The sequence below is a fragment of the Pseudobacter sp. genome (assembly GCF_051955275.1).
In the GTDB taxonomy this organism is placed as follows: Bacteria; Bacteroidota; Bacteroidia; order Chitinophagales; family Chitinophagaceae; genus Pseudobacter.
This window is the reverse complement of sequence record NZ_JBQCGW010000215.1, coordinates 1-26,846: the sequence shown is the minus strand read 5'-3', so window position 1 is coordinate 26,846 and position 26,846 is coordinate 1. Positions and strand designations below refer to the sequence as shown.

Below are 26,846 nucleotides of genomic sequence, written 5' to 3'. Positions count from 1 at the left end.
ACTCAAATATCGTATTTACTGAGGCGGCGGTACAACGCGGTGCGCGTCAATCCCAGCTCTTTCGCTGCCTTGGTGATATTGCCATTGTGTTTTTCTATCACACGCAAAATAGTGTTCTTTTCCACCGAGCTCAGTTTCAGGTCATCGGGTTGATCCTCCTGTGTGGCAGGCGCCGATTCAATGGGTGAAAAGATCAGATCGGAGGCCTGCAATACATTTCCATCTGCCATGATCACAGCCCGCTCGATGGTATACTGCAATTCACGGATATTACCCGGGTAATGGTATCCCAGCAATTTCTCCATGGCCTTTGTATCGAACTCCAGCACAGGCTTCAGGTATTTATTGCTGTATACCTTACTGAAATGTTTTGCCAGCAGAATGATATCGTTGCCGCGTTTCCGTAGTGGCGGCACCATGATCTCCACGGTATTGATCCGGTATACCAGGTCTTTCCGGAAACGGCTTTCATTGGCCAGTTCCGGCAAAGGCACGTTGGTTGCGCAGATCAGCCGGATATTGATGTCCACCGGCATATTGGTACCCAGTTTCACCACCTGCCTGTTCTGCAGCACGCTCAGCAGTTTTGCCTGCTGGTGCAGCCCTATATTCCCGATCTCATCCAGGAAGATGGTGCCTCCGTTGGCTGCTTCAAACCGGCCGATCCTGTCCTCACGAGCATCCGTAAACGCACCTTTCTTATGGCCGAACAGTTCACTTTCAAACAGGCTTTCCGTCAAGGCGCCCACATCCACCTTCACATATACTTTGTCGGACCGCAATGATTGCTGGTGGATGGCTTTGGCAATCAGATCCTTACCGGTGCCATTCTCTCCCAGGATCAGGATATTGGCATCCGTGGGAGCGATCTTTTCGATCTTATGAAAAATATCCTGCATCACTTCAGATTCTCCCAGCAGTTCCGTGCCGATGACGGAGTCTGCCCGGAAACTGGGTGCGGAGGCTGCTTTCCCTTTGCGTTTGAGCGCTTCCCTGATGGTAATGATGAGTTTTTCGTTATGCCAGGGCTTCACCACAAAATCGGCGGCGCCTTCCTTGAGGGAACGCACGGCCAGATCGATATCCCCGTAGGCCGTGATCATGATCACAGCAGCTTCCGATTTTAATTCTTTGATCTTTCCCAGCCAGTAAATGCCTTCATTACCGGTATTGATGCTGCTGTTGAAATTCATATCCAGCAGGATCACGTCGAAGGGCTGTTTGGAAAGCAGGTTCCGGATATTCTCCGGGTTCTTTTCCGTCACCACTTCTTTGGCTTCGGTCTTCAGCAGCAGTCTTACAGCGGTCAGTACATCCTGGTCATCGTCTATAACTAGTATCGAGGCATTCTTCAGCGACATGGTAATAAAATAAATATTCTGTTTTATGCAACAAAACCCAACTACAATTATACCATAATTACAAAGCCATGGCAAACAATTTTTTATACCGTAAACCCGCCTTCAGGGCACTGTATCAAAAGCGGACACAAAGTGTAACGCAACAGTACAGCAGCCCGGTTACCACGGCCTTAACTTACTGGTTTTCATAGATCTTCTAAACTGGCACAGCGTTGTGATATTGGATGTGCAGTTGTTTTTCTCTCATAAGAGTTGTGTTTAAAATTCAGGGTCGCCCGGCCTGAACCTCCGGGCGGCCATTTTTAAAAAGAAACATCTTAAAACTATCATACTGTGGATCGAGTTATTGCCAAAAAGAAGTGGACCACCAAAAAGTTGCTGACAATCTCTGGAGTTGTTGCCATCCTTATCCTCATTACCGCCAGTTATTATTTTACCTCCGGTAAAAGCCGGCTGAATGTGAATGTGGACAGGATCACTATCAGTGAGGTCCGCAAAGGCACTTTCCAGGAATTCATTCCCGTGAATGGCGTGGTGCTCCCCATCACCACCATTTACCTGGATGCACTCGAAGGTGGCCGTGTGGAAGAGAAATTTGTGGAAGACGGCGCCGTGATGAAGAAAGGCCAACCCATCCTCCGCCTCTCCAATACCGACCTGGCCCTCAGCCTGGTGAACCAGGAAACCAGCGTGTACAACCTGCTCACCCAAATGCAGATCGCCAACAATGCTGCCCAGCAGAACACCGTTACCAAGCTCAACCAGCTCACCGATGTGGAGAACACCCTCAAAGAAGCTGAACGCGAGTACAACCTCAACAAGAAACTCTACGCAGAGAAAGTGATCGGTGCACAGGAATTCAAGAAATCCGAAAACAATTATATCTACCAGGTACAGAAAAAGAAACTGACTGACCAGATCATGCAGCAGGACAGTATCACCACCCGCCAGAGTGTTGAGCAGGCGCGAGAACTCTACCAGCGCTCCAAATCCACGCTGGACCTCAACCGCAAAAAAGTGGGCGACCTGATCGTTCGTGCACCCGTTGACGGACAGCTCACCTCCCTGGAGGCAGAGATCGGTCAGAACAAGAACAAGGGAGAAAGACTGGGACAGATAGACGTACTCAGCGGCTTCAAAGTACGCGCAGACATCGATGAACATTATATCTCCCGCATCTACACCGGCCTGGAAGGTGAGTTCACTTTTGCCAACAAAGCATACAAGCTCCGCATCATTAAAGTGTTCACACAGGTAACCAATGGCCGTTTTCAGGTGGATATGGAATTTGTAGGTGAGAAACCCCAGGGTATCCGCCGCGGACAGACCCTGCAGATCCGCCTCGCACTCAGCGATGAGACAGAAGCCCTCCTGCTCGCCAAAGGCGGTTTCTACCAGCAGACAGGTGGAAATTCCATCTTCAAACTGAGCGACGACGGAAAAACTGCTTTCAAAGTGGATATCCAGCTCGGCCGTCAGAACCCTGATTACTATGAAGTGCTGAAAGGGCTGAAACCCGGCGACAAAGTGATCACGTCGAGTTATGAGAACTACGACAAAATGCAGGAACTGATATTGAAAAAAGAGTAAATCACCTCGTATGAAAATTCAAAACAGGATCATTTACACCACCCTTCTTGTACTTGGCTGCGTGCTCTTTGCATGGCCCAACACAACCGGGATCGTATGTGACGGACAACAGGTGAGAGCCCCCTTCATCATCAGGGCCGTAGAAGAAACAATGCCGGAGGAAGATGAAGGAACGGATTTCCTGCCTTTGCGGAACCTGCTCCCCTCCTGTAACCTCTACATTCACTAAATCGTTTATTCAATCAAAACAATATGATCAAGATCACCAATCTCGAAAAAGTATACCGCACGGAAGAAGTGGAAACCGTTGCACTCAACAAACTGACCCTGGAAGTGAAGGAAGGCGAGTTTGTTGCTGTGATGGGCCCTTCAGGCTGCGGAAAATCCACCCTGCTGAATATCCTCGGCCTGCTGGATGATCCCGATGCCGGTAGCTTTATCTTCAACGGTATTGAAGTGGCCAACTTCAATGAAAGAAAAAGGGCCGACCTCCGCAAACACAATATCGGCTTCGTTTTCCAGAGCTTCAACCTCATCGATGAGCTCACCGTGTACGAGAATGTGGAACTGCCCCTGATCTATACTGGCGTTAAATCCGCGGAACGCAAAAAACGTGTGGACGAAGTGCTGGATAAAATGCAGATCATGCACCGCCGCAAACACTATCCGCAACAATTGTCCGGTGGTCAGCAACAGCGTGTGGCCGTTGCCCGCGCCGTGGTGAACAACCCCAAACTGATCCTGGCGGATGAGCCTACCGGTAACCTGGACAGCTCCAATGGTAATGAAGTGATGACGCTGCTCACAGACCTCAATGAACAGGGTACCACCATTGTGATGGTAACGCACTCCGAGCACGACTCACGCTTCAGCCATCGCATTATCAGGATGCTCGACGGACAAGCCGTCACTGAAAATATTATGGTCTGATCCCTTCCATGATCTGATCATCAAGTATAGCCATGATTTTTTAACCCCACCTGAAACAAACGGATCACCATGTTGAGAAACTACTTTAAAATCGCCTGGCGCAATCTCTGGAAGAATAAACGCTTCTCAGCGATCAATATACTTGGACTGAGCATAGGAATGGCCAGCGCCATCCTCATCCTGCTCTGGGTGCAGGATGAGTTCAGCTACGACCGCTTCTATTCAGACCAGGACCGTTTGTACAAAGCCATGAACCGCTCCGAGTTCGATGGCAAACTGCAGGTATGGGGCTCTACCCCAAAAATTCTGGGCCCCACCTTAAAAGCGGAATATCCTGATGTGGAATATATGAGCCGCTCCACGGACGCCAACGTTGTAATGAAAGCAGGCGACAAGCGGATCAATGCCAGAGGGCTCTTTACCGATCCTGATTTCCTGAAAATATTCGACTTCAAAATAAAACAGGGAAACCCGGATAAACTGCTCGACGGTACCTACTCGGTAGTACTGACAGAATCAACTGCTGAAAAACTTTTCGGTAAAGAAAACCCCATGGGAAAAGTGATCTCCATGAACCCCTACACCGAAGCCAGCAATTTCACAGTGACCGGTATAGTGAGCGATCCCCCGAACAATTCACATTTCAAATTCGAGATGCTGATACCCTGGCTGTACATGAAAAAACTGGGATGGGACGATGAATGGTGGGGAAACAACTCTGTAGGTACATTCCTCAAACTCAAGCCAGGCGTGGATGTGAATGCACTGAACCAGAAGATAAGGAAAGTGACCATCGATCATTCCAAAGGACAAGAAGACATTGAAGTATTCCTCCATGCAGTAAGCAAACAACGCCTGTACGGTCAGTTTGAGAATGGAGTGAATGTGGGTGGAAGGATCGGTCTGGTAAAATTATTCCTGGTGATTGCCGGCCTGATCCTGCTGATCGCCTGTATCAACTTCATGAACCTCAGCACAGCCAGAAGTGAAAAGAGAGCGCGTGAAGTAGGTATCCGGAAAGTAGTGGGTGCCCAACGCGGTTCACTCATCGGGCAATTCCTGGGAGAAAGCATTATCCTGGCAATATTATCGGGCCTCGTAGCCCTGATCATTGTGCAGCTCAGTCTGCCATCATTCAATAAACTTGTAAGCAAAGTACTTTCCATACCATTCAACAGCATTTATTTCTGGCTGGCGGCATCGGGATTTGTGCTGTTCACCGGACTGCTGGCAGGCAGTTACCCTGCTTTTTATCTCAGTTCATTCCGCCCGATCAAAGTGCTGAAAGGCAGTCTGCACAAGGCCCAGGCGCTGATCACTCCCAGGAAAGTGCTGGTGGTGACACAGTTCTCCATCGCTATTATTCTCATCGTGTGCACCATCATCATCCGTCAGCAGATCAAACATGCGCAAGACAGGGATGCAGGATACAACAGGTCTGATCTGGGGTACGTTTTCCTTAGCCAGGAGATAGATAAGAACCTCCAAGTGATCAAACAGGAACTCCTGAATGCAAGCGCCATCACCGCCTTAAGCAAAACCAGCGCACCACTCACTGAAAGCTGGAGCAATACCTGGGGCATCGAATGGGAAGGAAAGGATCAATCTAAAAAAATAGTGCTGGACCGCTTCTGTACTGATGGCGACCTCGTAAAAACCGCCGGCTTTACCATTGTGAAAGGTCGGGATATCAACCTGAAAGATTTTCCCGGAGACTCACTCTCTGCCCTCATCAATGAATCCGCTGCAAAAGTGATGGGCTTCAAAGACCCCATTGGCAAAACTTATCACGATATGGAAAGCGACTGGACCATCGTTGGTGTGGTGAAAGACGTTATCCTGGGATCTCCCTATTCCCCCATCAGTCCCTTGGTGATCGCAGGACCCAAAGGCTGGTTCAATGTGGTGCATCTTCGCCTGAATCCCAACCGCCCTGTAGCTGATAACCTGAAAGCCATGGAAGAGGTCTTCAAAAAATACAATCCTGAATTTCCCTTCGCTTTCAAATTCGCAGACACCGAATACGAAAAGAAATTCAACGATGAAAAGCGGATCGGCACCCTCGCCAGTCTCTTTGCCGGCCTCACTATTTTCATTTCATGCCTGGGCTTGTTTGCGCTGGCTACTTATATGGCAGAGAACCGCGTGAAAGAAATCGGTGTACGGAAAGTGCTGGGCGCTTCCGTTTTCAATATCACTTCCTTACTATCGAGGGATTTCCTGGCGCTGGTGGTAGTGAGCATCGTTATTGCCACACCCATTGCCTGGTGGGCCATGCACACCTGGTTGCAGGATTACAGTTACCGCATCAGCATACAGTGGTGGGTATTCCTGCTGGCTGGCGGCGGCGCTATCCTGATCGCACTGGCAACAGTGAGTTATAATTCAATCAGGGCGGCCATGGCCAATCCAACCCGCAGCCTGAGAAGCGAATAAAACATCAAAACTTATCCCATGTTCAAAACATATTTATACACCGCCTTCAGAAGCCTTTGGAAGAACAAAGCCTTTACAGTATTGAATATACTGGGCCTGAGCATCGGGATCTGCGCCGCACTGGTGATCTACCTGATGGTGAGCTGGGATTTCAGTTTTGAACGTGCCGTGCCTGATCACAAAAGGATCTACCGGGTGGTGTCCAACTTCATTTCTGCAGACGACAGATTCTATAACTGCGGCGTGAATGTTCCACTCGTAAACGCCATTCCCACCAATATCACCGGCCTCGAAGAAGCAGCACCATTGCGCTCTCTTTCCGATATGCTGAAAGTGAGCGTGAATCCCGGGAGCGAACAAAAAGCCATTTTCAAGAACCAGGAAGGTTTTATATACACCTACCCTTCTTACTTTAAGATACTGCCCTATCAATGGCTCAGCGGCACACCGGATGCTTCCCTCAGCAATCCCAATCAGGTAGTGCTTACCACGGAAAGCGCCGACAAATATTTTCCAGGCATACCATACGAGCAATTAGCCGGAAAACAGTTGTACCTGGAAGATACCCTGATCACCACGGTCAGCGGCATCGTTAAAACAAGAACAGACAGAACCGACTTCAGGTTCATCGGGTTTCTGTCTTACAGCACACTGACCAGGCCCGGTATGCAGCCACACGACTGGAATGAGTGGGACAACACCACCAATGACAACCAGATCCTGGTAAAGCTTCCTGCAGGTACATCACCAGCCGGTATCGAAAGGCAGGTGACCGGTCTGTTCAGAAAAAACTTCCCGCGCGATTTAAAAAATTCCGATGATCAGTTCTATACATTACAGCCACTCACGGAAATCCATTTTGATGGGCGTTACGGCAATTTCGATCATCGCCTTGCCAACAAAAACACTTTATACGGACTGCTCACCATTGCAGGATTTTTATTACTGCTTGGCTGTATCAACTTCATCAATCTTACCACTGCACAAAGCAGTACCCGCGCCAAAGAGATCGGTATCAGAAAGACCATGGGCAGCAGTAAAAAGCAACTCATCGTTCAGTTCATGGGTGAAACATTCCTGCTCACCCTTCTTGCCACTGTTTTATCCTGCCTGCTTACTCCCCTGGCGCTGCGGCTCTTTGCAGACTTTATTCCGCCAGGCATTCAATTTCCCGCAACAGGCGATCCAGGTATCTGGATCTTCCTGGCTGCAATGGTATTGGTGGTCAGTTTCCTGTCTGGCATCTATCCAGCACTGGTCCTTTCAGGATTCAGGCCGGTTCAGGTGCTTAAAAACTATTCATCTACCGGTAATGCACATACGAGAAGAGTGATCCTCCGCAAATCACTGACCGTTTCCCAGTTTGTAGTGGCACAGGTTTTCATTGTTGCCACCCTGCTGGTAAGCAAACAGGTGAGTTATACCCTTAACAAGGATATCGGTATACGCAAAGACGCCATCGTATTCATCAGAACACCCTGGGGAGAAAACAACCCGCAGAAAAGAGAATTGCTGGCAGCCAAACTCAGGGCCATACCCGAGATAGCGATGGTGAGCATTGGCGGCCACCCGCCGGCCAGCAGAAGCATCTGGACCAGCACCATCAAATACGTTAATGGTCAGAAAGAAATTGAAGCCAGCATCGATATAAAAGTTGGCGACAGTAATTATGTGAACGTATACCAGCTGCCAATTGTGGCAGGAAGAAATACCCGGCAGAGCGATACACTTTCTGAACTGCTCATCAACCAGACCTACGCAAAACTGCTGGGATTCAGCAATCCTGCCGATGCTGTTGGAATTACACTGAGCTGGGATGACAAGAATATTCCTGTTGCCGGTGTGGTGCACGACTTCAATCAGAAGACCCTGCATGAAGCTATCCGCCCCCTGGCGATCAGCAATCAGGGCAGCAGGCTTACCACCATGCATGTGCTGCTGCATCCGCAGAACGCAGACGGCAGTACCTGGAAGAACGCGCTGGCAAAGGCTGAACAGGCATTCAAATCCGTGTACCCCGACCTCGATTATAAAGCCAATTTCTTTGATGAATCACTCGCCAATGCATACGAGTCTGAACAGAAAACCAGCAGGCTGATGGCCTGGACCGCCGGCCTGGCCATCCTCATCAGTTGCCTCGGTTTACTGGGACTTGTAACATTCACCACCGTTCAGCGCACCAAGGAGATCGGGGTGAGAAAAGTGTTGGGGGCTTCTGTAACCCAGATAGTGACCATGCTGTCTAAGGATATCATCGCACTGGTGGCGATAGCCCTTCTCATTGCCATACCCCTGGCATGGATCGGGCTTCATCAATGGCTGCAGCAGTTTGCCTACAGAACCAATATCAGCTGGTGGCTCTTCCTGGTTACAGGCGGTCTCACCATCCTGGTAGCACTGGTAACACTCAGCCTTCAAACCATACGTGCCGCGCTGGCCGATCCCGTGAAAAGCCTGCGTTCTGAATAAAACCGAAAAGTAGAAATCATGATAAAGAATTATCTGAAGATCGCCATCCGGAATGTATTACGCCACAAAGGATATTCCGCCATCAATGTGGCCGGACTGGCCATTGGCATTGCCGCCTGTCTGCTCCTCTTCATCGTTATCAGGTATGAGAACTCCTACGAGAAATTCAATAAGAACTATTCCAGCATTTATCGTGTGGTTACGGAAGATAACGATGCCGATGGGCTGGACTACAATCCAGGGGCTCCTTTTCCGGCAATAGAATTGCTGCGCACCCAACTGCCCGATATAAAAGTAGCTGGCTTCAATGCGCATTTCGGCAGCCAGTTCACCGTGATCGGGCAGCATGAAAAAGGAACCAATATCGAGAAGAAATTCCTGGAAGAAAGTGGCACTTATTTCATAGAACCGGAGTACTTCAGCATGTTTGATGTGAATTGGCTGGAAGGTTCTGCCGCCGTTCTCAAAGAACCCAATATCACCGTGCTCAACAAAAGCACGGCTGAAAAATATTTCGGCAAATGGCAGGATGCAATGGGACAATTACTTCGCCTGGATAACAGCTATGTGCTGAAAATAGGCGGCGTATTTGAAGATCAGCCTCTGAATACAGACCTGCCCATGACCATCCTTACATCCTATGCCACCCTTCCAGCCATCAAAGATTATGGCTGGACCCGTGATTGGGGTACACTCAGCAGTAACAGCCAGATAATGGTCATGCTGCCGGACAATATCAGTCAGGCTCAGTTACAACAGCAACTCAATACCATCAGCAAGGAACATTACAGCGGTGATAAAACAGACAATAGTCGCAGGGCCGTTCTTCAACCCCTCTCCGATCTCCATCATAACGAGCGGTATGGCGGTCACTTCGGCGACCATGTGATCAGCAAAGGATCTTTACTTACACTTACGCTCATTGGTTTGCTCATCATTGTAATGGCCTGCATCAATTTTGTGAATCTCAGTACGGCACAGGCTATTGGCCGCTCGCGCGAAGTAGGTGTCAGAAAAGTATTGGGCGGTAACCGCTGGCAACTGTTCTGGCAGATGATGGGTGAAACATTTGTGATAGTAATGATCTCTGTGATCCTGGCGCTGTTGCTGACCAGGCTGGCGCTCCCTTTTATTAAAACATTCGTATCCATCCAGGAAATACCTACGCTCTTTACTGCAGTCAATATGCTCTTCCTGGGAGGCGTGATACTTACCATCACTTTCCTGGCCGGAGCCTACCCCGCACTGGTGCTCAGCGGCTTCCGCCCGGCACTGGCATTGAAGAACAAGATCACTTCCGCCTCCGTGGGCGGCATCTCAGTAAGAAGAGGACTGGTTACTTTGCAGTTCACTATTTCACAGGTGCTGATCATTGGGACTATCATCGCTATCACACAAATGAATTTTGTACGAAATGCCGATCTCGGTTTCAAAAAAGAAGCCGTAATGGTGGTCACCGGCAGGGCAGACAGTTCCATTATCGCCCGTCAGAAAGCATTCAAAGCTGCCTTGCAGCAACTGCCCGGAGTAGTAAGCGTGAGCAGCAATTCCGATGTGCCGAGCTCCGATAACAATTCAGCTTCCAATTTCACCTATGATCATAAGGGTGACGACGAGCCCTTTGATATCTTCCACAAATTCGGTGATGAAGATTATTTCAAAACATATGGACTCGAACTGGTTGCCGGCCGCGCTCCCAGGGCCAGCGATACCATTGCAGAATTTGTAGTGAATCAGACTTTCGTGAAAAAAGTGGGCGCTAAAAATCCGGAAGAAGTGATCGGCAAAGAAATGCGGCTGGGAAGAAGCCGCTGGAAAACCATCGTGGGAGTAGTGAAGGATTTTAAAACGAATTCACTCCGTGAAGACATCAAGCCTCTCGAAATTTCATCAAACAGCAAGCGCTATGACCAGGTTGCCATAAAAATGAATACCGCCGGCCTTTCGTCAACGGCAAAATCCATTCAACAGACCTGGGATAAATTCTATCCCGAATACGCTTACAGCAGCTTTTTCGTGGATGAAAGCATCGCCAATTTTTACAGGATGGAAGAACAACTGAGCAGGCTCTACAAATTCTTTGCAGGGCTGGCCATCTTCATTTCCTGCCTGGGATTATACGGACTGGTAAGCTTCATGGCCGTTCAGAAAACAAAAGAAGTGGGCATCCGGAAAGTACTGGGCGCAAGCACCGGTAATATCGTTTATCTCTTCTCTAAAGAGTTCACCATCCTGATCACGGTGGCATTCCTGATTGCCACACCACTGGCCTGGTGGATGATGAGCAACTGGTTGCAGGAGTTCGTATTCCGGATCGATATCGGTGCAGGAGTATTCCTGCTGGCCATCATTATATCACTGGGCATTGCCTGGATCACCGTAGGATACAAAGCAGTGCGTGCTGCACTGGCCAACCCGGTAAAAAGCCTGAGAAGCGAATAGTTCATTCAGGTATAGTATAGCCATCTCTTAAAACAACTTGTTCTATGTTCAGAAATTATCTCAAATCAGCGTTCCGAAATCTCTGGAGGCACCGCGCTTTTTCGTTCATCAATATCATGGGGCTTACCATTGGTATGACGGCCTGCTTCCTGATCTTCCTCTACGTGAAGTTTGAAATGAGTTATGAAAACTTCCATCCAAAGGCAGATCGCATCTATAAAGTAGCAGCGGATATTAAAACACCTACGGAAGTATTGCATGCCGGTGGCCCTGCGTGGGCCGTGGCGCAAAACCTGAAAGATGAATTTCCTGAAGTGGAAGAGTTTGTGCGGATCAATAACAGCAATATGATCATCCGCAATGGCGATATAAAATTCAAGGAAGATAAGATCATGTTCGTGGATTCAGCCGCCTTCCGCGTCTTTGGCTGGAAACTGCTTGAAGGGGATCCCGATAAAGCACTGACAGATCCTTTTTCAATTGTTTTGACAGAAACGGCGGCAAAAAAATATTTCGGCAACGAGAACCCAATGGGCAAGACCCTGCTGCTCAGCGACGGCGGCAGACCAGGTAAGGTTACCGGCCTGATGAAAGACCTGCCTGAGAATACGCAGATGGCAGGCACCGTCCTTTTCAGCATGAGCTCCATCACCAAAGAATGGGCCCCGGGTATCGATAAGCAATGGGGCAACTATGGCGCAGACGCTTACCTCTTGCTCAAACCCGGAACAGATGCGGCCGCGCTCGAAAAAAAGCTGCCCGGTTTTCTTACAAGAAGAGTTGGAAAGGAAATGGACGATATGAAAATGTGGGTGACCCTCTTCCTCAAACCACTCAGATCAGTTTATCTCTATTCAGACAGCAATGATGGCAAAAGCGGCAATATCAATAATGTCTATATCTTCTCGATAGTGGCCATCTTCATTCTGAGCATTGCCTGTATCAATTTCGTGAACCTTACTACGGCAAGGTCCACGGAACGGGCCAAGGAAGTGGGGATCCGCAAAGTGGCCGGCGCAGGCAAATTCCAGCTGGTAAGTCAGTTCCTCGGCGAATCCATCATTATCAGTATCATCGCCTTCGGTCTGTCTTTACTGCTGACTGCCCTCTTCCTTTCCATGTTCAATAACCTGGCAGGAAAGATCATCAGTCCGGGTGTATTCACCAACTGGAAATACATCAGTTATCTTTTCCTGGCAGCGTTGGGCATCGGCCTGCTGGCAGGGATCTATCCCGCACTGGTACTGGCAAGGTTCAGGCCCATCGTGGTATTGAAAGGAAGGTTCGCTACCGGCACCAAAGGCATACTGCTCAGAAAAGGACTGGTGGTTGCACAATTTTCCATTTCCATAGCACTGATAATAGCCACTATGGTGGTATACTATCAGACAAATTATATGCGCAGCCGCGATCTTGGCTTCAAGAAAGACCAGATGCTGGTGATCGCCACCGAAGGCACCAGTGCACAGAAAACATTCAAAGAAAAGATCAGGAGCATTCCCGGTGTGAGATCGGTATCACTGGGCTCCAGCGTTCCCGGTGCGGGGTGGAATGGCGCTTACTCCGAAATTGAAAATACCAACGGAGAAATGCAGATCGCCAATCTCAACCTTATCTTCGTGGACTTCGATTATATGGACCAGTTAGATATTCCGATGGTGGCCGGCAGAAGATTCTCGCGAGACTTCATGACGGATACCACAAAGTCCATCGTGATGAATGAATCGGCTGTGAGGATGTTCGGCTATTCCGATCCCAAAAAAGCCATCGGCAAGCGTTTCAGGCAATGGGGCCGCGAAGGCCAGATCATCGGCATCATGAAGGATTTCAATTACACCAGCCTGCAAACGGAGATCAAACCGCTCACCATGCGCATGTCTGAGAACGGTGGTTATGATCACCTGACAGTAAATGTGGCTGCCGGACAGATCCCTGCCACCATCGCTGCCATTGAAAAACAATGGAAGGAAATGATCCCCAATCTGCCCTTCTCCTACACTTTCATTGATGAGATCTTCGACCGTCAATACAGGGATGAACAACGATTCGGCAAACTCTTCCTCAATTTCGCAGGACTTGCCATCTTCATCTCCTGTCTTGGTTTGCTGGGCCTCACTGCATACAGCACCATGCAGCGTACCAAGGAGATCGGCATCAGGAAAGTGATGGGCGCCAGCGTTCCCAATATCCTGCACCTGCTCTCCAGGGAATTCATTTGGCTGGCAGCTATCTCATTCCTGGTGGCAGCGCCTGTTGCCTGGTACTTCATGCAGAAATGGCTGCAGAACTTTGCCTTCCGGATCAATATCGGCTGGTATGTATTTGTCATTGCGGGAGTGGCAGCCCTGCTCATCGGACTGATCACCATCAGCTTCCAGGCCGTGAAAGCAGCCATTGCCAACCCGGTCAAATCATTGAGAACTGAATAAAATCAATAGAGCCATGTTCCGCAATTACCTGAAGATCGCAGTGAGAAGCCTGTGGAAGAACAAAAGTTTCTCCGCGCTCAATATCGCAGGGCTCGCCATGGGCCTGGCCGCCTTCCTGCTCATACTGTTGTATGTGAAGGATGAACTGAGCTACGACAGGTTCAATGAAAAGGCAGACCGTACCTACCGGATCGATACAGATATCCGTTTCGGGGGCTCCGACTTCTTCATTGCCTCTGCACCTGACCCGCTGATGAAGACCCTGCAACAGGAATTCCCGCAGATCGAATCGGCCGTTCGTTTCAGGAATAATGGAAATCTCACTTTAAAAAAGGGAGATCAAAATATTGTTGAAGACCGCGTGATCTATACAGACGCCAGCCTCTTTGATGTATTCACCCTTCCTGTACTGGATGGCAATCCGCGCGAAATGCTGAAGGAACCCAAAACCGTTGTGATCACCGAAACAATGGCTGAAAAATATTTTGATAAAACAGCAGTAGCCGGACAATTCATCGAGACTGCCAACGGCAATATGAAAATAGCCGGTGTGATCAAAGACGTTCCAAAGAATTCGCATTTCAATTTCGATTTCTTCATCTCCCTGGAGACCTTGGAAGAGAGCCGCAGCAATCACTGGCTCGGCAATAACTTCAATACGTATATCGCGCTCAGGCCCGGAACCGATCCCAAAACTGTAAGCGATGGTCTCCGTGGCATCGTAACCCGTTACGTGGCGCCGCAACTGAAAGGACTGCTCAACAGCACGCTGGAAGAAATAGAAAGCAGGGGCGAATACCTGCGTTATTCACTCATACCACTTACCCGCATCCACCTGCATTCCTCACGCATGTCTGAGCTCGGCGCCAACAGTAATATACAATACGTGTACATCTTTTCCGCTGTGGCCATCTTCATCCTGCTCATTGCCTGCGTGAACTTCATGAACCTCAGCACAGCCCGGTCAGGTAACCGTGCCCGTGAGGTGGGTATCAGGAAAGTAATGGGCTCGCAACGCAGGAACCTGATCCTGCAGTTCCTGGCAGAATCTACCGTATTGAGCACAGTGTCATTACTGCTCGCTATTTTTCTTGCTACAGCCTTCCTGCCCTGGTTCAACCAGCTCAGTGGAAAAACACTGGTGATACAGGATAATATAAATGCCGCCGTAATTGCCGTATTGATTGGCTTTGCCTTACTGGTGGGTATACTGGCTGGTAGTTATCCGGCTTTCTTTCTCAGTGGATTTTCGCCCATTAAGGTGCTGAAAGGCAGACTGGCAAACGGTTTGAAAACAAGCTGGATGCGCAATTCATTAGTAGTATTCCAGTTCGGTATCTCCATATTCCTCATTGTAGGAACCGTGGTGATCTACAATCAACTTAATTATATCCGGAATAAAGAAACGGGTTTCAATCGAGACCAGGTGCTGGTATTGAACGACACCTATGTGATGGGCAAAAATGCAAAAACATTCAAAGAAGAGATCATCCGTGCAGGTGCAGGAAAACATATGACCATTACAGGCTATCTTCCTACCGGCAGCTACCGCAACACCGATGTGGTGTTCAAGGAAGCTACTGCCAACCCTTCCAGTACTGCCACAATGCAGATCTGGCAGGTAGATGAAGATTATGTGCCCACCCTGGGCATGCAGATGGTGAAGGGCCGGAATTTCTCCAGGGATTTTGCAGATTCCTCCGCAGTAATGATCAACGAAGCAGCGGCTAAACTATTGGGTTATACAGATCCTGTAGGTCAGACCCTCTACATGCCGGAAGGTCCATACGGAACAAAGATCACTCCTTACAATATTGTAGGTGTGGTAAAAGATTTCAACTTCAACAGCATGCGCGAGACCGTAGGTCCGCTTCTGCTGATGAACCGGATGGAACGCGGAGCCATGGCTATCAGCCTGCCTGCCGGTAATATCGAAAAGTCTGTTGAAACCATCAAGGGCCTCTGGATGAAATTCGCGCCCCATCAACCTATCCGTTATGCATTCATGGATGAGGATTTCAACCGCATTTATGAAACTGAACAACGAACCGGCAAAATTTCCCTGGCATTTTCCACGCTTGCCGTGATCATTGCCTGCCTGGGATTATTCGGGCTGGCGGCCTATGCTGCAGAACAGCGCACCAAGGAGATCGGCATCCGCAAAGTGCTGGGCGCTTCCGTTACCGGTATCGTTCAGATGTTGTCGAAAGACTTCCTGAAACTGGTGGCCATTGCGGCTGTTATTGCCTTCCCCTTTGCCTGGTGGGCCATGAACAACTGGCTGGAGAACTTTGCTTATCGCAGCGCCATCACCTGGTGGATCTTTGCCGCAACAGCCGGCATTACCCTGCTGATAGCCATTCTCACCGTCAGTTACCAGGCCATCAGGGCCGCCCTGATGAATCCTGTAAAATCACTCAAATCAGAATAACAAGCCTACTTATTATAAAACCTACGCCTTATGTTCAAGAATTATTTCCTGGTAGCCATCCGTAGCCTGAAAAGGAATAAGATATTCAGTGCTATCAATATACTCGGACTGGCCCTGGGCCTCACCTGCAGCCTGCTGATCATGCTCTGGGTGCAGGATGAAAAAAGTGTTGACCAGTTCCACGAACATAAAGACAGGTTGTACAGCGTGTATGAGCGTCAGTATTTCGACAATAAAGTGCAATCCACCTATTCCACTCCGGGTATCCTTGCCCGTGAGATCAGACATACGATCCCTGAAGTGGAACATTCCACCGCCCTGGGCTGGGACCAGGAAACAACTTTCCAGTTGGGCGACAAGATCCTGCGCATGCCCGGCAATGCAGCGGACAGTGATTTCTTCAAGATGTATACTTTTCCACTCCTTGAAGGCACTGTACAGTCTGCGCTGGCTTCGCCGGTGAGCCTGGCCATCTCCCGCAAAATGGCCAATGCCTTCTTCGGCAGTCCGCAGGCAGCCATCGGTAAAACCATCCGCGCCAATGACCAGAAAGATTTTACGGTTACAGCCGTATTCGAAGATATGCCGGAGAACAGTACCGCCAAATGGGACTTCCTCTACAACTGGGAGTATATGCTTGAGACCAATGGCTGGGCCAGACAATGGGATAATAACGGGCCGCGTACCACCATCCTCCTGCGCAAAGATGCCGATCCCGCAAAGGTCAGCGCCAAACTCAAAGAGTTCATGTACAAATTCGTGGATCCCAAAAGTGGCTGGCGCGTAGAACTGGATATATACAAAACAACCGACCGCTACCTCAACTCCCGTATGAAAGACGGAGTGATCTCCGGCGGAAGGATCGAATATGTACGCCTGTTCAGCCTGGTGGCCGTTTTCATCCTGTTCATCGCCTGTATCAATTTCATGAACCTCACCACTGCCAGATCGATCAAGCGTTCCCGTGAGATCGGCGTCCGGAAAGTGGTGGGCGCTTTACGCGGCGGCCTCATCAGGCAGTTCATCGGTGAAGCCGTGATCATCACCGCTCTTGCCATGCTGATGGCGCTGGTACTGCTCTTCCTGGTGCTGCCATTCTTCAACCAGATGACCCAGAAACATATTGAATTTCCATTTGCCGCCTGGACATTCTGGATAGGTATCGTGGGTCTCACACTGATCACCGGACTGATCGCAGGCAGCTACCCCGCCCTCTTCCTCTCTGGCTTCAAACCCATTGTGGTACTGAAAGGTGTAGCGAAAGCCAGCAGCGGCGCCAACTGGTTCAGGAAAGGTCTGGTGGTGTTCCAGTTTGCATTGTCCAGCCTGCTGATCATCGGCACCATCATCGTATCACAGCAGGTAAGTTATATACAGAATAAAAACCTGGGCCTTAACCGCGAGAACATAGTGAAAGTGTCCCTGCTCGGAGAACCCGATAAATACTTCAAGGTATTCAATGATGAAGTGAAGAAACTGCCTGGCGTTACAGCCATCACCCGTGCAGAGCAGGACCCGATGGAGATCGGAAACAGCACCATCGGTATCGACTGGGAAGGCAAGGACCCCAATACCAAACCACTGTTTTCGCAGCTCGGTGTGGGGTACGATTTTATCAGCACCATGCAGATGGAACTGGTAGCCGGCAGGGATTTTTCCCGCAGTTTCGGCACCGATACCGCATCATTCATCCTCAACGAGACTGGCGTTGCAAAAACCGGTTACAAAGACCCGATCGGCAAGCCATTCACTTTCTGGGGAAGGAAAGGCACCATCATCGGCATCGTGAAAGATTTCCATTTCAATTCCATGCATGAACCCATCAATAACCTGATAATGCACCTTCAGGAGAATCCAGACCATGGTTATGCCATTGTACGGGTGCAGGGAAGCAAAACCAGGGAAGTGCTCAGCCAGATGGAAACCATCAATAAAAAAGTAAATCCCCGCTTCCCCTTCGTGTATGATTTTGCAGATGAGGAATTTAAAAAGATCTATGCCCGGGAAACCATGGCAAAGCAATTATCCAACTGCTTTGCAGCACTGGCCATCATCATCTCCTGCCTCGGGTTGCTGGGACTGGCCATGTTTGCCGCCGAACAGCGCGTGCGCGAGATCGGTATCCGCAAAGTACTGGGCGCAGGCCTGGGAAGCCTCTTCGGTTTGCTGAGCAGGGAATTCCTGCTGCTGGTATTTGTAGCATTCGTTATTGCCTGTCCGCTTGCCTGGTGGGCCATGAACAACTGGCTGCAGGACTTCGAATACCGGATCGGCATCAACTGGCTGCCATTTGCGCTGGCCGGTGTGGCCGCACTGGCTATCGCCCTGTTCACCATCAGTTTTCAGACTGTCCGGGCGGCCCTGGCCAACCCGGTCAAAAGCCTGCGGAGCGAATAAAACAACTGTATCAGTACCGGACGGTTTTTGTATCGTAAACGGACTGCATAATTGTGCAGGGATTATGTAAAACTGTGAAAATCATATATCTTAGGTTCTGGCACAATTATCACAAAACCTTCATCATGTTAGCACTGAAACATATTTCCAAATGGGTGAACGTAGGCGGTAAACCGAATTTCCTGCTGAAGGATATCAACCTCACCATCAACCAGGGTGAATTCGTTTCCATCATGGGCCCATCAGGTTCCGGAAAATCAACACTCCTGCATATCATCGGCATGCTGGATGATTTCAATGAAGGCGAATATCTTTTCCTGGATCAGCCCGTTCATTCGCTCAAAGAAAAGCAACGCGCTGCCCTGTACAAGCAGCATATCGGTTTTGTGTTCCAGGCCTACCATCTTATCGATGAACTGACCGTGTACGAGAATATTGAAACACCACTCATTTATCAGAACATCAAGAGTGGCGAACGCAAGGCCATGGTGGCCGATATCCTGGACCGCTTTCAGATCGTGGGAAAGAAAGACCTCTTCCCTACCCAGCTGAGTGGTGGACAGCAACAGCTGGTTGGCATTGCGCGGGCGCTGATCGCCAAACCGCAGTTGCTGCTGGCCGATGAGCCCACCGGTAACCTCAATTCAAAGCAGGGAGAAGAGATCATGGACCTGTTCAAACAACTCAACCAGGAAGGCGTTACCATCATCCAGGTGACCCACTCCGAAAAAAATGCGGGTTATGGTAGCCGCGTTATCCACCTGCTGGATGGCAGGATTGAACAGGAACAATAACCGTATAAAAACGAGACCAATCAATTTAAAGTGATAATCATGAGAGCTGGAAAATTCCTGGCAGGGTGCTGCCTTGCCCTGATGGCAGCCTGTAACCTCCAGGCACAAACGCCGCAGGCCCCGCTGACGCTCAAACAATGCGTGGAAACGGCACTGAAGAATAATATGGACGTGAAGCTGGCCGACCTCAATAACCAGCGTGACAATATTGCCCTGCGTGGCGCCAAAGGAGAAATGCTGCCTAACCTTATCGGCAATGTGCAACACTATCTCCGCCAGGGCCGAAGTATCGATTATGCCACCAACGGATATACCAACAACAGTAATACACTGGCCGATGTGAGCCTCAATACGGATGTGACCATCTTCAACGGCCTCCGCCTCTTCAATAACCTGAAGGCCAAACAATACATGTACGAAGCCGGCAGGATGGAATGGCAGCAGGCCCGCGACCTGCTCACCCTCAATGTGATCCTCGCCTACCTGGATGTACTGAATTTTACAGATGTACTGAACCAGACGGAACAACTCACAGAGGTAACCGGAAAGCAGGTGGAACGGTTGAAGATCATGAATGACGAAGGCGCTATCAAGCCCTCCGATTTCTACGATCTGAAAGGCCAGTACTCCGCCAACAAACTGCAGCTTATCGAAACCCGCAACCAGCTGAATAATGCAAGGCTCCGCCTGGCGCAGCTGATGAATATCACGTACGATGAGAGCCTCACCGTGGAACGCATCGGACTGGAACAGTTCGACCTCAGCTACTCCACCACTTCCGACTCCGTGTACCGTCAGGCCCTGGATCAGCTGGCAGCGGTCAAAGCTGTTGACCTGGTGAAGAAGAGTGCGGAAAAAGATGTAAAAGCCGCCCGCGGCGGGCTCTGGCCTACTGTTGGCGCAGGAGCGGGCTACAATACCAACTACTCCAGGAATTTTTTCGATACGGATAATAAGCGCATTGCCTACTTTGACCAGCTGAAGAACAACCGCAGCACCAATATCGGGATCGGTGTGTACATTCCATTCATGGATGCATTCCGGAACCGTAACCGGTTAAGCCTGGCGAAGATCTCGCTGAAAGAAGCGGAGTATGTGGCAGAGAATACACGCATCACTTTGCGTCAGAATATCGAAAGGGATTACCTGAATATGTCGGCCACCCTCAACCGCTACCAGGCGCTGCAAGACCAGGTAAGCAGTTATGCAGAGAATTTCAGGGCGGCGGAAGTACGTTTCAACAATGGCGCTTCCAATTCTGTAGACTACCTTATTGCCAAGAACAAATTAGACAACTCAAATATCGATCTGATCCGTGCACGGTATGAGTTCCTCCTCAGAACCAATATCCTTGACTATTACCAGGGTAAGCTCAACTGGTAGTCAGCGAGTGGGGACGCGAGCGAGTGGGGGCACTCCGACAAAATCTTTCCCCCTGTAACTTTCAGCCATCCTGTACGTTTGTAGGAATAAACTCCCCCGATGCAAGCAACCGGCAGAAACCTATGGGTAGATTATTTACGATCAGCCATTACCGTGCTGGTGGTGGCGCATCATGCTTCCCTCGCCTACACTACATTCGCCAGTTTCGATCCGGTGGCTTATATCCGCAGTACCAATCCTGTGGTGGATCACCAACGATGGATCGGAATGGACGTTTTCTCGAATTTCAATGATATCTTCTTCATGTTCCTGATGTTCTTTATCGGGGGATTGTTCATTGCAAAGAGCCTGGAAAAAAAAGGAAGCTGGCTGTTTATCAAAGACAGGATCTATCGCCTGCTGATCCCGTTTATCGTGTTAGGCACGTTGTTCATGCTGCTCGCCTATTACCCATCTTACTACCTGGCTCATCAGAGCTGGAATATCGAAGACTATGTAAAAGATTTTTTCACCACGGAAGCATGGCCTGTTGGTCCGCCCTGGTTCCTCTGGGTATTGTTTGTATTCAATGCCATCACTGCAATAATGTGGCCGGTACTGCGCGGGCCGTTTGCGGCAATTTCCGGAAGGGTTTCCAGCTTGCAGAACAAACCTGTGATCTGTTTCTTCCTGTTGTTTGGGATCACCTGGATATTATATGTTCCGGTTGCCTGGTCAACCGGCGCTGGTACCTGGACCGGCTGGGGGCCATTTGATTTTCAGCTCAGCAGGTTTCTGGCTTATGCCGGATATTTTCTTTTGGGAGTAATAATTGGCGCCGGAGATTTCAACAGCGGGATCTTCTCTGTTTCTTCAAAACTGGTCCGGCATTACAGGTACTGGATAGTTCTGGCTTTGCTGTTGTTCGCATCACTTACTTTTAACAGCTACTTTAATATACTTGCGGGATTGGTTAAACAAAACTTATTACCTGCGAATGCGGCCTGGGGCCTCTACTATTCAATATATGCAGCCAGTTGTACAGCAAGCTGCCTGGCATTCATTACTGTATTCAGAAAAACAATAAACTCTCCGGACCGGCTATGGGATTCACTTTCAACCAATGCGTACCTCATCTATCTGGTGCATTATATTTTCATTGTATGGATGCAGTTCCTGCTGATGCCATTGAACATCCACGCATTTTTCAAATTCATTATTGTATTTGTTGTTGCATTGGGATCAGGCTGGATAATATCCATCCGGTTACGTACAATCAACCTCATCCATCGTTATTGCTGACATAAAAAAAGAATGCACCCACAACTAGATGCATTCTTTTTTTTCACGTAACCACTAAGGTTCAGAACAAGTACCGGGAAACCGGATAGTTCGTAAGGTGTCAGCCTACAGGCCGCCACAGCCTTCCATTGACATGAAAGACTGCTGTACTGATCAAAAGCCCTAACCATGCGCACGCATGTCCTACCCACATATAACGAGGACAGCGACGCCAATAATTTTACGGGTTTAAAAGAAGGGACTTCCCGGAAAAAAGAAGTCCCTATTTTCCATTAATACTAAATAAGCACCAAAGTGCTGAAAACCTGCGAAAACAGTATGTTTGAAATGACTTGAAAGGTCTGAATGTCTTGTGGCAGTTACCGGATGATCTGGTTAGTCAGACCGGAGAAATGAATCAGTAATGACACTACTAAAATAAGTACATTTTCTTTCTAAAAAAAGTAGATTTCGTACTACATACTTACTAAAGATTCTTTTTAAAAGTACTAATGATACTTATATAAGTATGGATCAGCCTGCGTTCCGTTTATTTGCGCCATGAATAAGGAAAAGCAGCAAAAACAGATCCGGTCGATGATCGACAAAGGCGAGATCACGCTTTTCAAAGAAATATTCGATTACTATGACATCACTCCGGTAATCAATCACCTCAAAACAAACCACGCTACCCTCACAGGTTATATCACCAATGCCGGGCTGATCCGCATGAACAAAATCATCAGCATTGCCGATTACTTTGACGTTGATGAGAAAAAGATGATCAACATCGTGTACAACCAGATAGTGGCCGACAGGAAAAACAAAAAATCCCGTAAATAACCAGGGAGAAACACAAAACCGGCGGTGGTACCTGCCAGCAATGCATAAAATGAAAGGAGATGGTAAAGATAAGCAGCCTCGCTTTCTTATTGCCTTAAAGAATCAAAAACTTACCGGAAACTTGACCGGAATCAAGATTCACGGATTTTCATACACGCATCACCGTTATAACCTCTTCTTCACCGGCGTTTTTTTGACCGGCGCTTTCTTTTTACCCAGCTGTGTGAAATTATAACCGATAGTAAGCCTGTAATTTCGGGTATTCGTGCTGCTGAAACTCTCCTGGTCGAAGTACCGGGAACTGGTGAAACTGCGGAACTCCTGCTTTACGATCGGATCGATCAGGTTCACTGTCACTACCAGTTTTTTGCTGAAGAACTTCCGTTGTATCCCGATATTCATCCGCAAATTGGCGCGCACATTGCCCTGTGGATTCGCAAAGCGGTTGTAGTTCAGGCCCGTGGTCACATTCCACACATCAGTAGGCACCCAGTTTCCATTGAAACCGGAAGTGAGCGTACCGCCATTCCGGAAAGTAGTGACCCTGGTTCCATCAAAACCCGTGTATTTGTTGTAGGTATAACTGGCGCTCATGTTCAGCCGTAATGCCTTTGAGAATGTATACCCGTTCCAGGTGCTGATCTCAAACTCCTGCCTGTCGTTGATATTATACCAGGTAGTGGTGTTCTTCACCGGGTTATCCGGGTTAGGGAGTCGCAGCTGGCTGAAGATATCCTGCACCAGGTTGAAGCCGAAACTGAGGTTCAGGTAGTACTTGTCCGTGGTTCTGCCGAACACGAGGTCGAAATTATGAGAAGGCGATGGCAGCAATGCCGGGTTACCGAAGCGCAGGTTATTGGTATCTGTTATATCCACCGTAGGGTTCATCTGCGCAATGCCCGGCCTGCGGATGGTTTTCCGGTAAGAAAGATTGATGGCAAGCAGATCCTCCCATTTCTTGCTCAGGGTCAGAAAGGGCAGCCAGGTGGAATAGTTATTGTCCACTTTGGATTTGTCTTTCAGCATAAAACGCAGATCAGTATTCTCCAGCGCCACACCGCCCGTCACAGAAAAACTCTCCGTAAGCAACTGCTTCAATGCCACGCGGATATTGCTCACCCGCTGGCGGTAATCGAAATCATTGCTGAGGACGGTATTGGGCAGCAGTTCTTTTACGGGTTCCCTCCGCAGTCCGAATACATTCACCTCGATATCGTTGAGCTCGCTCACGTAAGAACCACCGGTACTGATGGAAGTTTTTTTGTTGTCGAGCAGTTTATCGTAATTCACCCTGAAATTGTAGCCCTTGTTGCGGGTATCGTTGTATTGCAGCTGGGTGCTGTCTTTTCCGCGAGGTGTATAATCCGGGTTCAGCGGTACTTCATAAAAATCACGGTCGTTATTGTTCCAGGCAGTATTGGCGCCTGCAATGAAACGCAGGGTCTCGCCCGCCTTCTTGCCTTTATGCGTATAGGTAAAATTGATCACGGGGCTTATATTGAAACCCTCCGTGGCTATGCTTTGCCTGCGGATGCGGTACACTTCATGGAAGCGGTTGATATTCGCATATTCATTATCGTTCTTGTTGCGGGTGATGGCCTGGTTATAGGTGGCCACCAGGTTGATGAGATTCCATTTATTGAACTCATAATCCACGCTTAGCCTGGCATTGGGGCGGATGCCCTTGTTGAAGCTCTGGCCGTTGGTGCGATAATAATTGATGGTATCGTTGATGAAGTTGCGGCGCATGGAATTACTGCGGCCATCGAACTCGTTATACGCAAAACCTGTATTGAAGTTTACGGCCAGTCCTTTTTTCCGGTAATTGATATTACCGCTCACGCCGTATTCCCCCCGGGAGCCTGCCGTAACGGTGAGCCTGGCGCCCACTCCCACTTTTCCTTTTTTTGTAACGATATTGATCACGCCGCCGGATTCATTGGCATACTGGGGCGGCGGGTTGGTCATCACTTCGATCTTCTCGATCATGGACCCCGGCAGTGATTCCAGCAGGTCTGCCAGCTGTTGTGCATTCAGCTCAACGGGTTTGTCATCGATCAGGATCCTGGGCTCCTTGCCCCGTACCACCAGCTTGCCATCCGGATCATTGGCCACCAGCGGTACGCTCTTGAGCAGGTCGGCGGCATTGGAACCCGCGCTGAGGGCAGACTCTCCCGCATTGAAAGTGATATTGCCATCCCGGCTCTGGATAAGAGGCTTCTCCGCATATACTACCACTTCTTCCAATGCCGTGTCCACGTTAGGTTTCAGCGTGAGATCGGTCATATTGAAATCATACCGCTCCGCCCGGATATGGATACTGTCAAGGGTCAGCGGCCGGAAGCTTACGAAACTGATGGTGAGTTTATAATACCCGAAGGGCAGCTGCTCAAATTCGAAATTCCCGTTTTTATCCGTGCGGGTATTGCGGACGGCCAGGGAATCATTGAAGGAACGAAGGGTAACGGTTGCATCGGCAACGGCTTTCTGCTGGGGGTCTATCACATTGCCTGTGATCAGTCCCGGGGCGGATTTGGCTGGTCTTTCCTGGGCGTTCAACTCCAGGATACCCGATAGCATACAGCAGCATACAATTAGTAGTGGTCGAATCAGGGGCATACTGGCGTAAAGATAACGCAAACCCGTAAACAGACAATCAACTGTCATACTGTCATTTGATAGGGCTTTTCCCCTATCTTTGCTGCTTAATTTCAGATTGCAGATGTTGGATTTCATTACCCAGAAGAAACATGATGAGAGCCGCCAGGGCGAGGCAATTGCCCCTGAAGCGGCTGGTGCACAACAATTCAGCAAAAGATTTTATATCGAGAGTTATGGTTGCCAGATGAATTTTGCAGACAGTGAAGTGGTGGCTTCCATCCTCCAGGAAGGCGGCTTCGGCGCTACGCGCAATTTTGAAGAGGCCGATCTTATCTTCATCAATACCTGCTCTATCCGCGAAAAAGCAGAACAGACCGTTCGCAAACGCCTTACTGAGCTCCGAAAGGTAAAAAGGACCAATCCGGGCGCCCTGCTGGGTGTACTGGGATGCATGGCTGAAAGGCTCAAGGCAAAATTCCTCGAAGAAGAGAAACTGGTGGATATGGTGGTTGGCCCCGATGCCTATCGTACCCTGCCCAGCCTGATTGCAGAAGCGGAAGGCGGTCAGCGCGGCGTGAACGTGCTTCTCAGCCGTGAAGAGACCTATGCAGATATCGCACCCGTAAGGCTCAACAGCGACGGAGTTTCCGCATTTGTGAGCATCATGCGCGGCTGCAATAATATGTGCTCCTTCTGCGTGGTGCCCTTCACCAGGGGGAGGGAAAGAAGCAGGGATGCCCAAAGCATCATCCAGGAATGTGAAGCCCTCTCCAATGATGGCTATAAAGAAGTGACCCTGCTGGGTCAGAATGTGGACAGCTATTACTGGGTGGACGAACAGAACGATACCATCGTCACATTCGCCAACCTGCTGGAAAAAGTAGCGCTGATCAATCCCCTGCTCCGCGTTCGTTTCTCCACCTCCCATCCAAAAGATATCACGGACGAGGTGCTGTATACGATGGCGAAATATGAGAATATCTGCAAGTATATCCACCTGCCTGTTCAGAGCGGTTCCACACGCGTGCTGCAGCTGATGAACCGCACCTATACCCGTGAATGGTATATTGCCAAAGTAGACAGGATACTGAGTATCATGCCGGATTGCAGTCTCAGTTCAGATATCATTGCGGGCTTCTGCTCCGAAACGGAAGAGGAACACCAGGAGACCATGAGCCTCATGGAATACAGTAAGTATGATATGAGCTATATGTTCTTTTACAGCGAAAGACCTGGCACCCTGGCCTCCCGCCGCTACCAGGATGATATTCCCGAAGACGTGAAGAAGAGAAGGCTGGCGGAGATCGTGAAGTTGCAGAACAGGCTCAGCCATGAAAGCAATCTGCGCGACCTGGGGAAGACCTTCAAAGTACTGATCGACGGGGATAGCAAGAGAAGCTCCAACGACTGGAAAGGCAGATCAAGTCAGAACAAGACCATTGTTTTTCCCAAAGGCAACCACAATCTGAACAAAGGTGAT

General features: G+C 49.2%; 16 protein-coding genes. 14 read left to right on the top strand and 2 right to left on the bottom strand.

The annotated features are described in order from the left end of the window. Positions 1 to 2: 2 nt before the first annotated feature. Positions 3 to 1,361 (bottom strand): sigma-54-dependent transcriptional regulator, encoded by a 1,359-nt coding sequence (locus ACTHMC_RS18430; protein WP_440415293.1) that lies wholly within the window; start codon positions 1,359 to 1,361, stop codon positions 3 to 5. A gap of 333 nt (positions 1,362 to 1,694) precedes the next feature. On the opposite strand from ACTHMC_RS18430, the gene ACTHMC_RS18425 reads away from it, so the two are divergent. The 13 genes from ACTHMC_RS18425 (at position 1,695) to ACTHMC_RS18365 (ending at position 22,765) form a co-directional block, all read left to right on the top strand. Beyond that, positions 1,695 to 2,951 (top strand): efflux RND transporter periplasmic adaptor subunit, encoded by a 1,257-nt coding sequence (locus ACTHMC_RS18425; protein WP_440415291.1) that lies wholly within the window; start codon positions 1,695 to 1,697, stop codon positions 2,949 to 2,951. A gap of 10 nt (positions 2,952 to 2,961) precedes the next feature. Continuing rightward, positions 2,962 to 3,180, top strand: coding sequence for a hypothetical protein (locus tag ACTHMC_RS18420; protein ID WP_440415289.1), 219 nt, complete (start codon positions 2,962 to 2,964; stop codon positions 3,178 to 3,180). Between the two features lie 23 nt (positions 3,181 to 3,203). After that, entirely contained in the window at positions 3,204 to 3,881 is a 678-nt protein-coding gene (locus ACTHMC_RS18415) for an ABC transporter ATP-binding protein (protein ID WP_440415287.1), read from the top strand. A 69-nt stretch (positions 3,882 to 3,950) separates the two neighbouring features. Continuing rightward, the gene (locus ACTHMC_RS18410) at positions 3,951 to 6,317 is read left to right on the top strand and encodes an ABC transporter permease (protein ID WP_440415285.1); all 2,367 of its coding nucleotides are present in this window, start codon (positions 3,951 to 3,953) and stop codon (positions 6,315 to 6,317) included. Between the two features lie 18 nt (positions 6,318 to 6,335). Further along, positions 6,336 to 8,786, top strand: coding sequence for an FtsX-like permease family protein (locus tag ACTHMC_RS18405; protein ID WP_440415283.1), 2,451 nt, complete (start codon positions 6,336 to 6,338; stop codon positions 8,784 to 8,786). A gap of 18 nt (positions 8,787 to 8,804) precedes the next feature. Beyond that, positions 8,805 to 11,228: an ABC transporter permease gene (locus ACTHMC_RS18400; RefSeq protein ID WP_440415281.1), complete on the top strand. Its 2,424-nt coding sequence runs from the start codon at positions 8,805 to 8,807 to the stop codon at positions 11,226 to 11,228. Positions 11,229 to 11,272: 44 nt separating this feature from the next. Beyond that, on the top strand, positions 11,273 to 13,657 hold the full coding sequence (locus tag ACTHMC_RS18395; protein ID WP_440415279.1) for an ABC transporter permease: 2,385 nt from the start codon (positions 11,273 to 11,275) through the stop codon (positions 13,655 to 13,657). A gap of 13 nt (positions 13,658 to 13,670) precedes the next feature. Next, a complete protein-coding gene (locus ACTHMC_RS18390; RefSeq protein ID WP_440415277.1) occupies positions 13,671 to 16,088 on the top strand; it encodes an ABC transporter permease in 2,418 nt (805 codons plus the stop codon). A 30-nt stretch (positions 16,089 to 16,118) separates the two neighbouring features. Then, entirely contained in the window at positions 16,119 to 18,485 is a 2,367-nt protein-coding gene (locus tag ACTHMC_RS18385; protein ID WP_440415276.1) for an ABC transporter permease, read from the top strand. Between the two features lie 125 nt (positions 18,486 to 18,610). Further along, complete coding sequence (locus ACTHMC_RS18380) at positions 18,611 to 19,279, top strand: ABC transporter ATP-binding protein (RefSeq protein WP_440415274.1); 669 nt, start codon at positions 18,611 to 18,613, stop codon at positions 19,277 to 19,279. 39 nt (positions 19,280 to 19,318) lie between these two features. Then, entirely contained in the window at positions 19,319 to 20,662 is a 1,344-nt protein-coding gene (locus tag ACTHMC_RS18375) for a TolC family protein (protein ID WP_440415272.1), read from the top strand. 99 nt (positions 20,663 to 20,761) lie between these two features. Then, positions 20,762 to 21,943 carry an acyltransferase family protein gene (locus tag ACTHMC_RS18370; RefSeq protein ID WP_440415271.1) on the top strand — a complete coding sequence of 394 codons (1,182 nt, stop codon included), beginning with the start codon at positions 20,762 to 20,764 and terminating at the stop codon, positions 21,941 to 21,943. Between the two features lie 540 nt (positions 21,944 to 22,483). Further along, the gene (locus ACTHMC_RS18365) at positions 22,484 to 22,765 is read left to right on the top strand and encodes a hypothetical protein (RefSeq protein WP_440415269.1); all 282 of its coding nucleotides are present in this window, start codon (positions 22,484 to 22,486) and stop codon (positions 22,763 to 22,765) included. A 165-nt stretch (positions 22,766 to 22,930) separates the two neighbouring features. Here the strand turns inward: ACTHMC_RS18365 and ACTHMC_RS18360 are convergent, their stop codons facing one another. Then, positions 22,931 to 25,345 carry a TonB-dependent receptor gene (locus ACTHMC_RS18360; RefSeq protein WP_440415267.1) on the bottom strand — a complete coding sequence of 805 codons (2,415 nt, stop codon included), beginning with the start codon at positions 25,343 to 25,345 and terminating at the stop codon, positions 22,931 to 22,933. Between the two features lie 142 nt (positions 25,346 to 25,487). On the opposite strand from ACTHMC_RS18360, the gene miaB reads away from it, so the two are divergent. Continuing rightward, on the top strand, positions 25,488 to 26,846 hold a 1,359-nt coding region (gene miaB, locus ACTHMC_RS18355), incomplete at its 3' end, for a tRNA (N6-isopentenyl adenosine(37)-C2)-methylthiotransferase MiaB (RefSeq protein ID WP_440415265.1).

What these genes read in the sequence shown, in the direction of transcription:
- ACTHMC_RS18370 (WP_440415271.1), top strand. Translation starts at nt 20,762, where the DNA reads ATGCAAGCAACCGGCAGAAACCTATGGGTAGATTATTTACGATCAGCC.
- ACTHMC_RS18380 (WP_440415274.1), top strand. Translation starts at nt 18,611, where the DNA reads ATGTTAGCACTGAAACATATTTCCAAATGGGTGAACGTAGGCGGTAAA.
- ACTHMC_RS18385 (WP_440415276.1), top strand. Translation starts at nt 16,119, where the DNA reads ATGTTCAAGAATTATTTCCTGGTAGCCATCCGTAGCCTGAAAAGGAAT.
- ACTHMC_RS18420 (WP_440415289.1), top strand. Translation starts at nt 2,962, where the DNA reads ATGAAAATTCAAAACAGGATCATTTACACCACCCTTCTTGTACTTGGC.
- ACTHMC_RS18360 (WP_440415267.1), bottom strand. Translation starts at nt 25,345, where the DNA reads ATGCTATCGGGTATCCTGGAGTTGAACGCCCAGGAAAGACCAGCCAAA.
- ACTHMC_RS18365 (WP_440415269.1), top strand. Translation starts at nt 22,484, where the DNA reads ATGAATAAGGAAAAGCAGCAAAAACAGATCCGGTCGATGATCGACAAA.
- ACTHMC_RS18395 (WP_440415279.1), top strand. Translation starts at nt 11,273, where the DNA reads ATGTTCAGAAATTATCTCAAATCAGCGTTCCGAAATCTCTGGAGGCAC.
- ACTHMC_RS18430 (WP_440415293.1), bottom strand. Translation starts at nt 1,361, where the DNA reads ATGTCGCTGAAGAATGCCTCGATACTAGTTATAGACGATGACCAGGAT.
- ACTHMC_RS18415 (WP_440415287.1), top strand. Translation starts at nt 3,204, where the DNA reads ATGATCAAGATCACCAATCTCGAAAAAGTATACCGCACGGAAGAAGTG.
- ACTHMC_RS18400 (WP_440415281.1), top strand. Translation starts at nt 8,805, where the DNA reads ATGATAAAGAATTATCTGAAGATCGCCATCCGGAATGTATTACGCCAC.
- ACTHMC_RS18410 (WP_440415285.1), top strand. Translation starts at nt 3,951, where the DNA reads ATGTTGAGAAACTACTTTAAAATCGCCTGGCGCAATCTCTGGAAGAAT.
- ACTHMC_RS18405 (WP_440415283.1), top strand. Translation starts at nt 6,336, where the DNA reads ATGTTCAAAACATATTTATACACCGCCTTCAGAAGCCTTTGGAAGAAC.
- ACTHMC_RS18390 (WP_440415277.1), top strand. Translation starts at nt 13,671, where the DNA reads ATGTTCCGCAATTACCTGAAGATCGCAGTGAGAAGCCTGTGGAAGAAC.
- ACTHMC_RS18375 (WP_440415272.1), top strand. Translation starts at nt 19,319, where the DNA reads ATGAGAGCTGGAAAATTCCTGGCAGGGTGCTGCCTTGCCCTGATGGCA.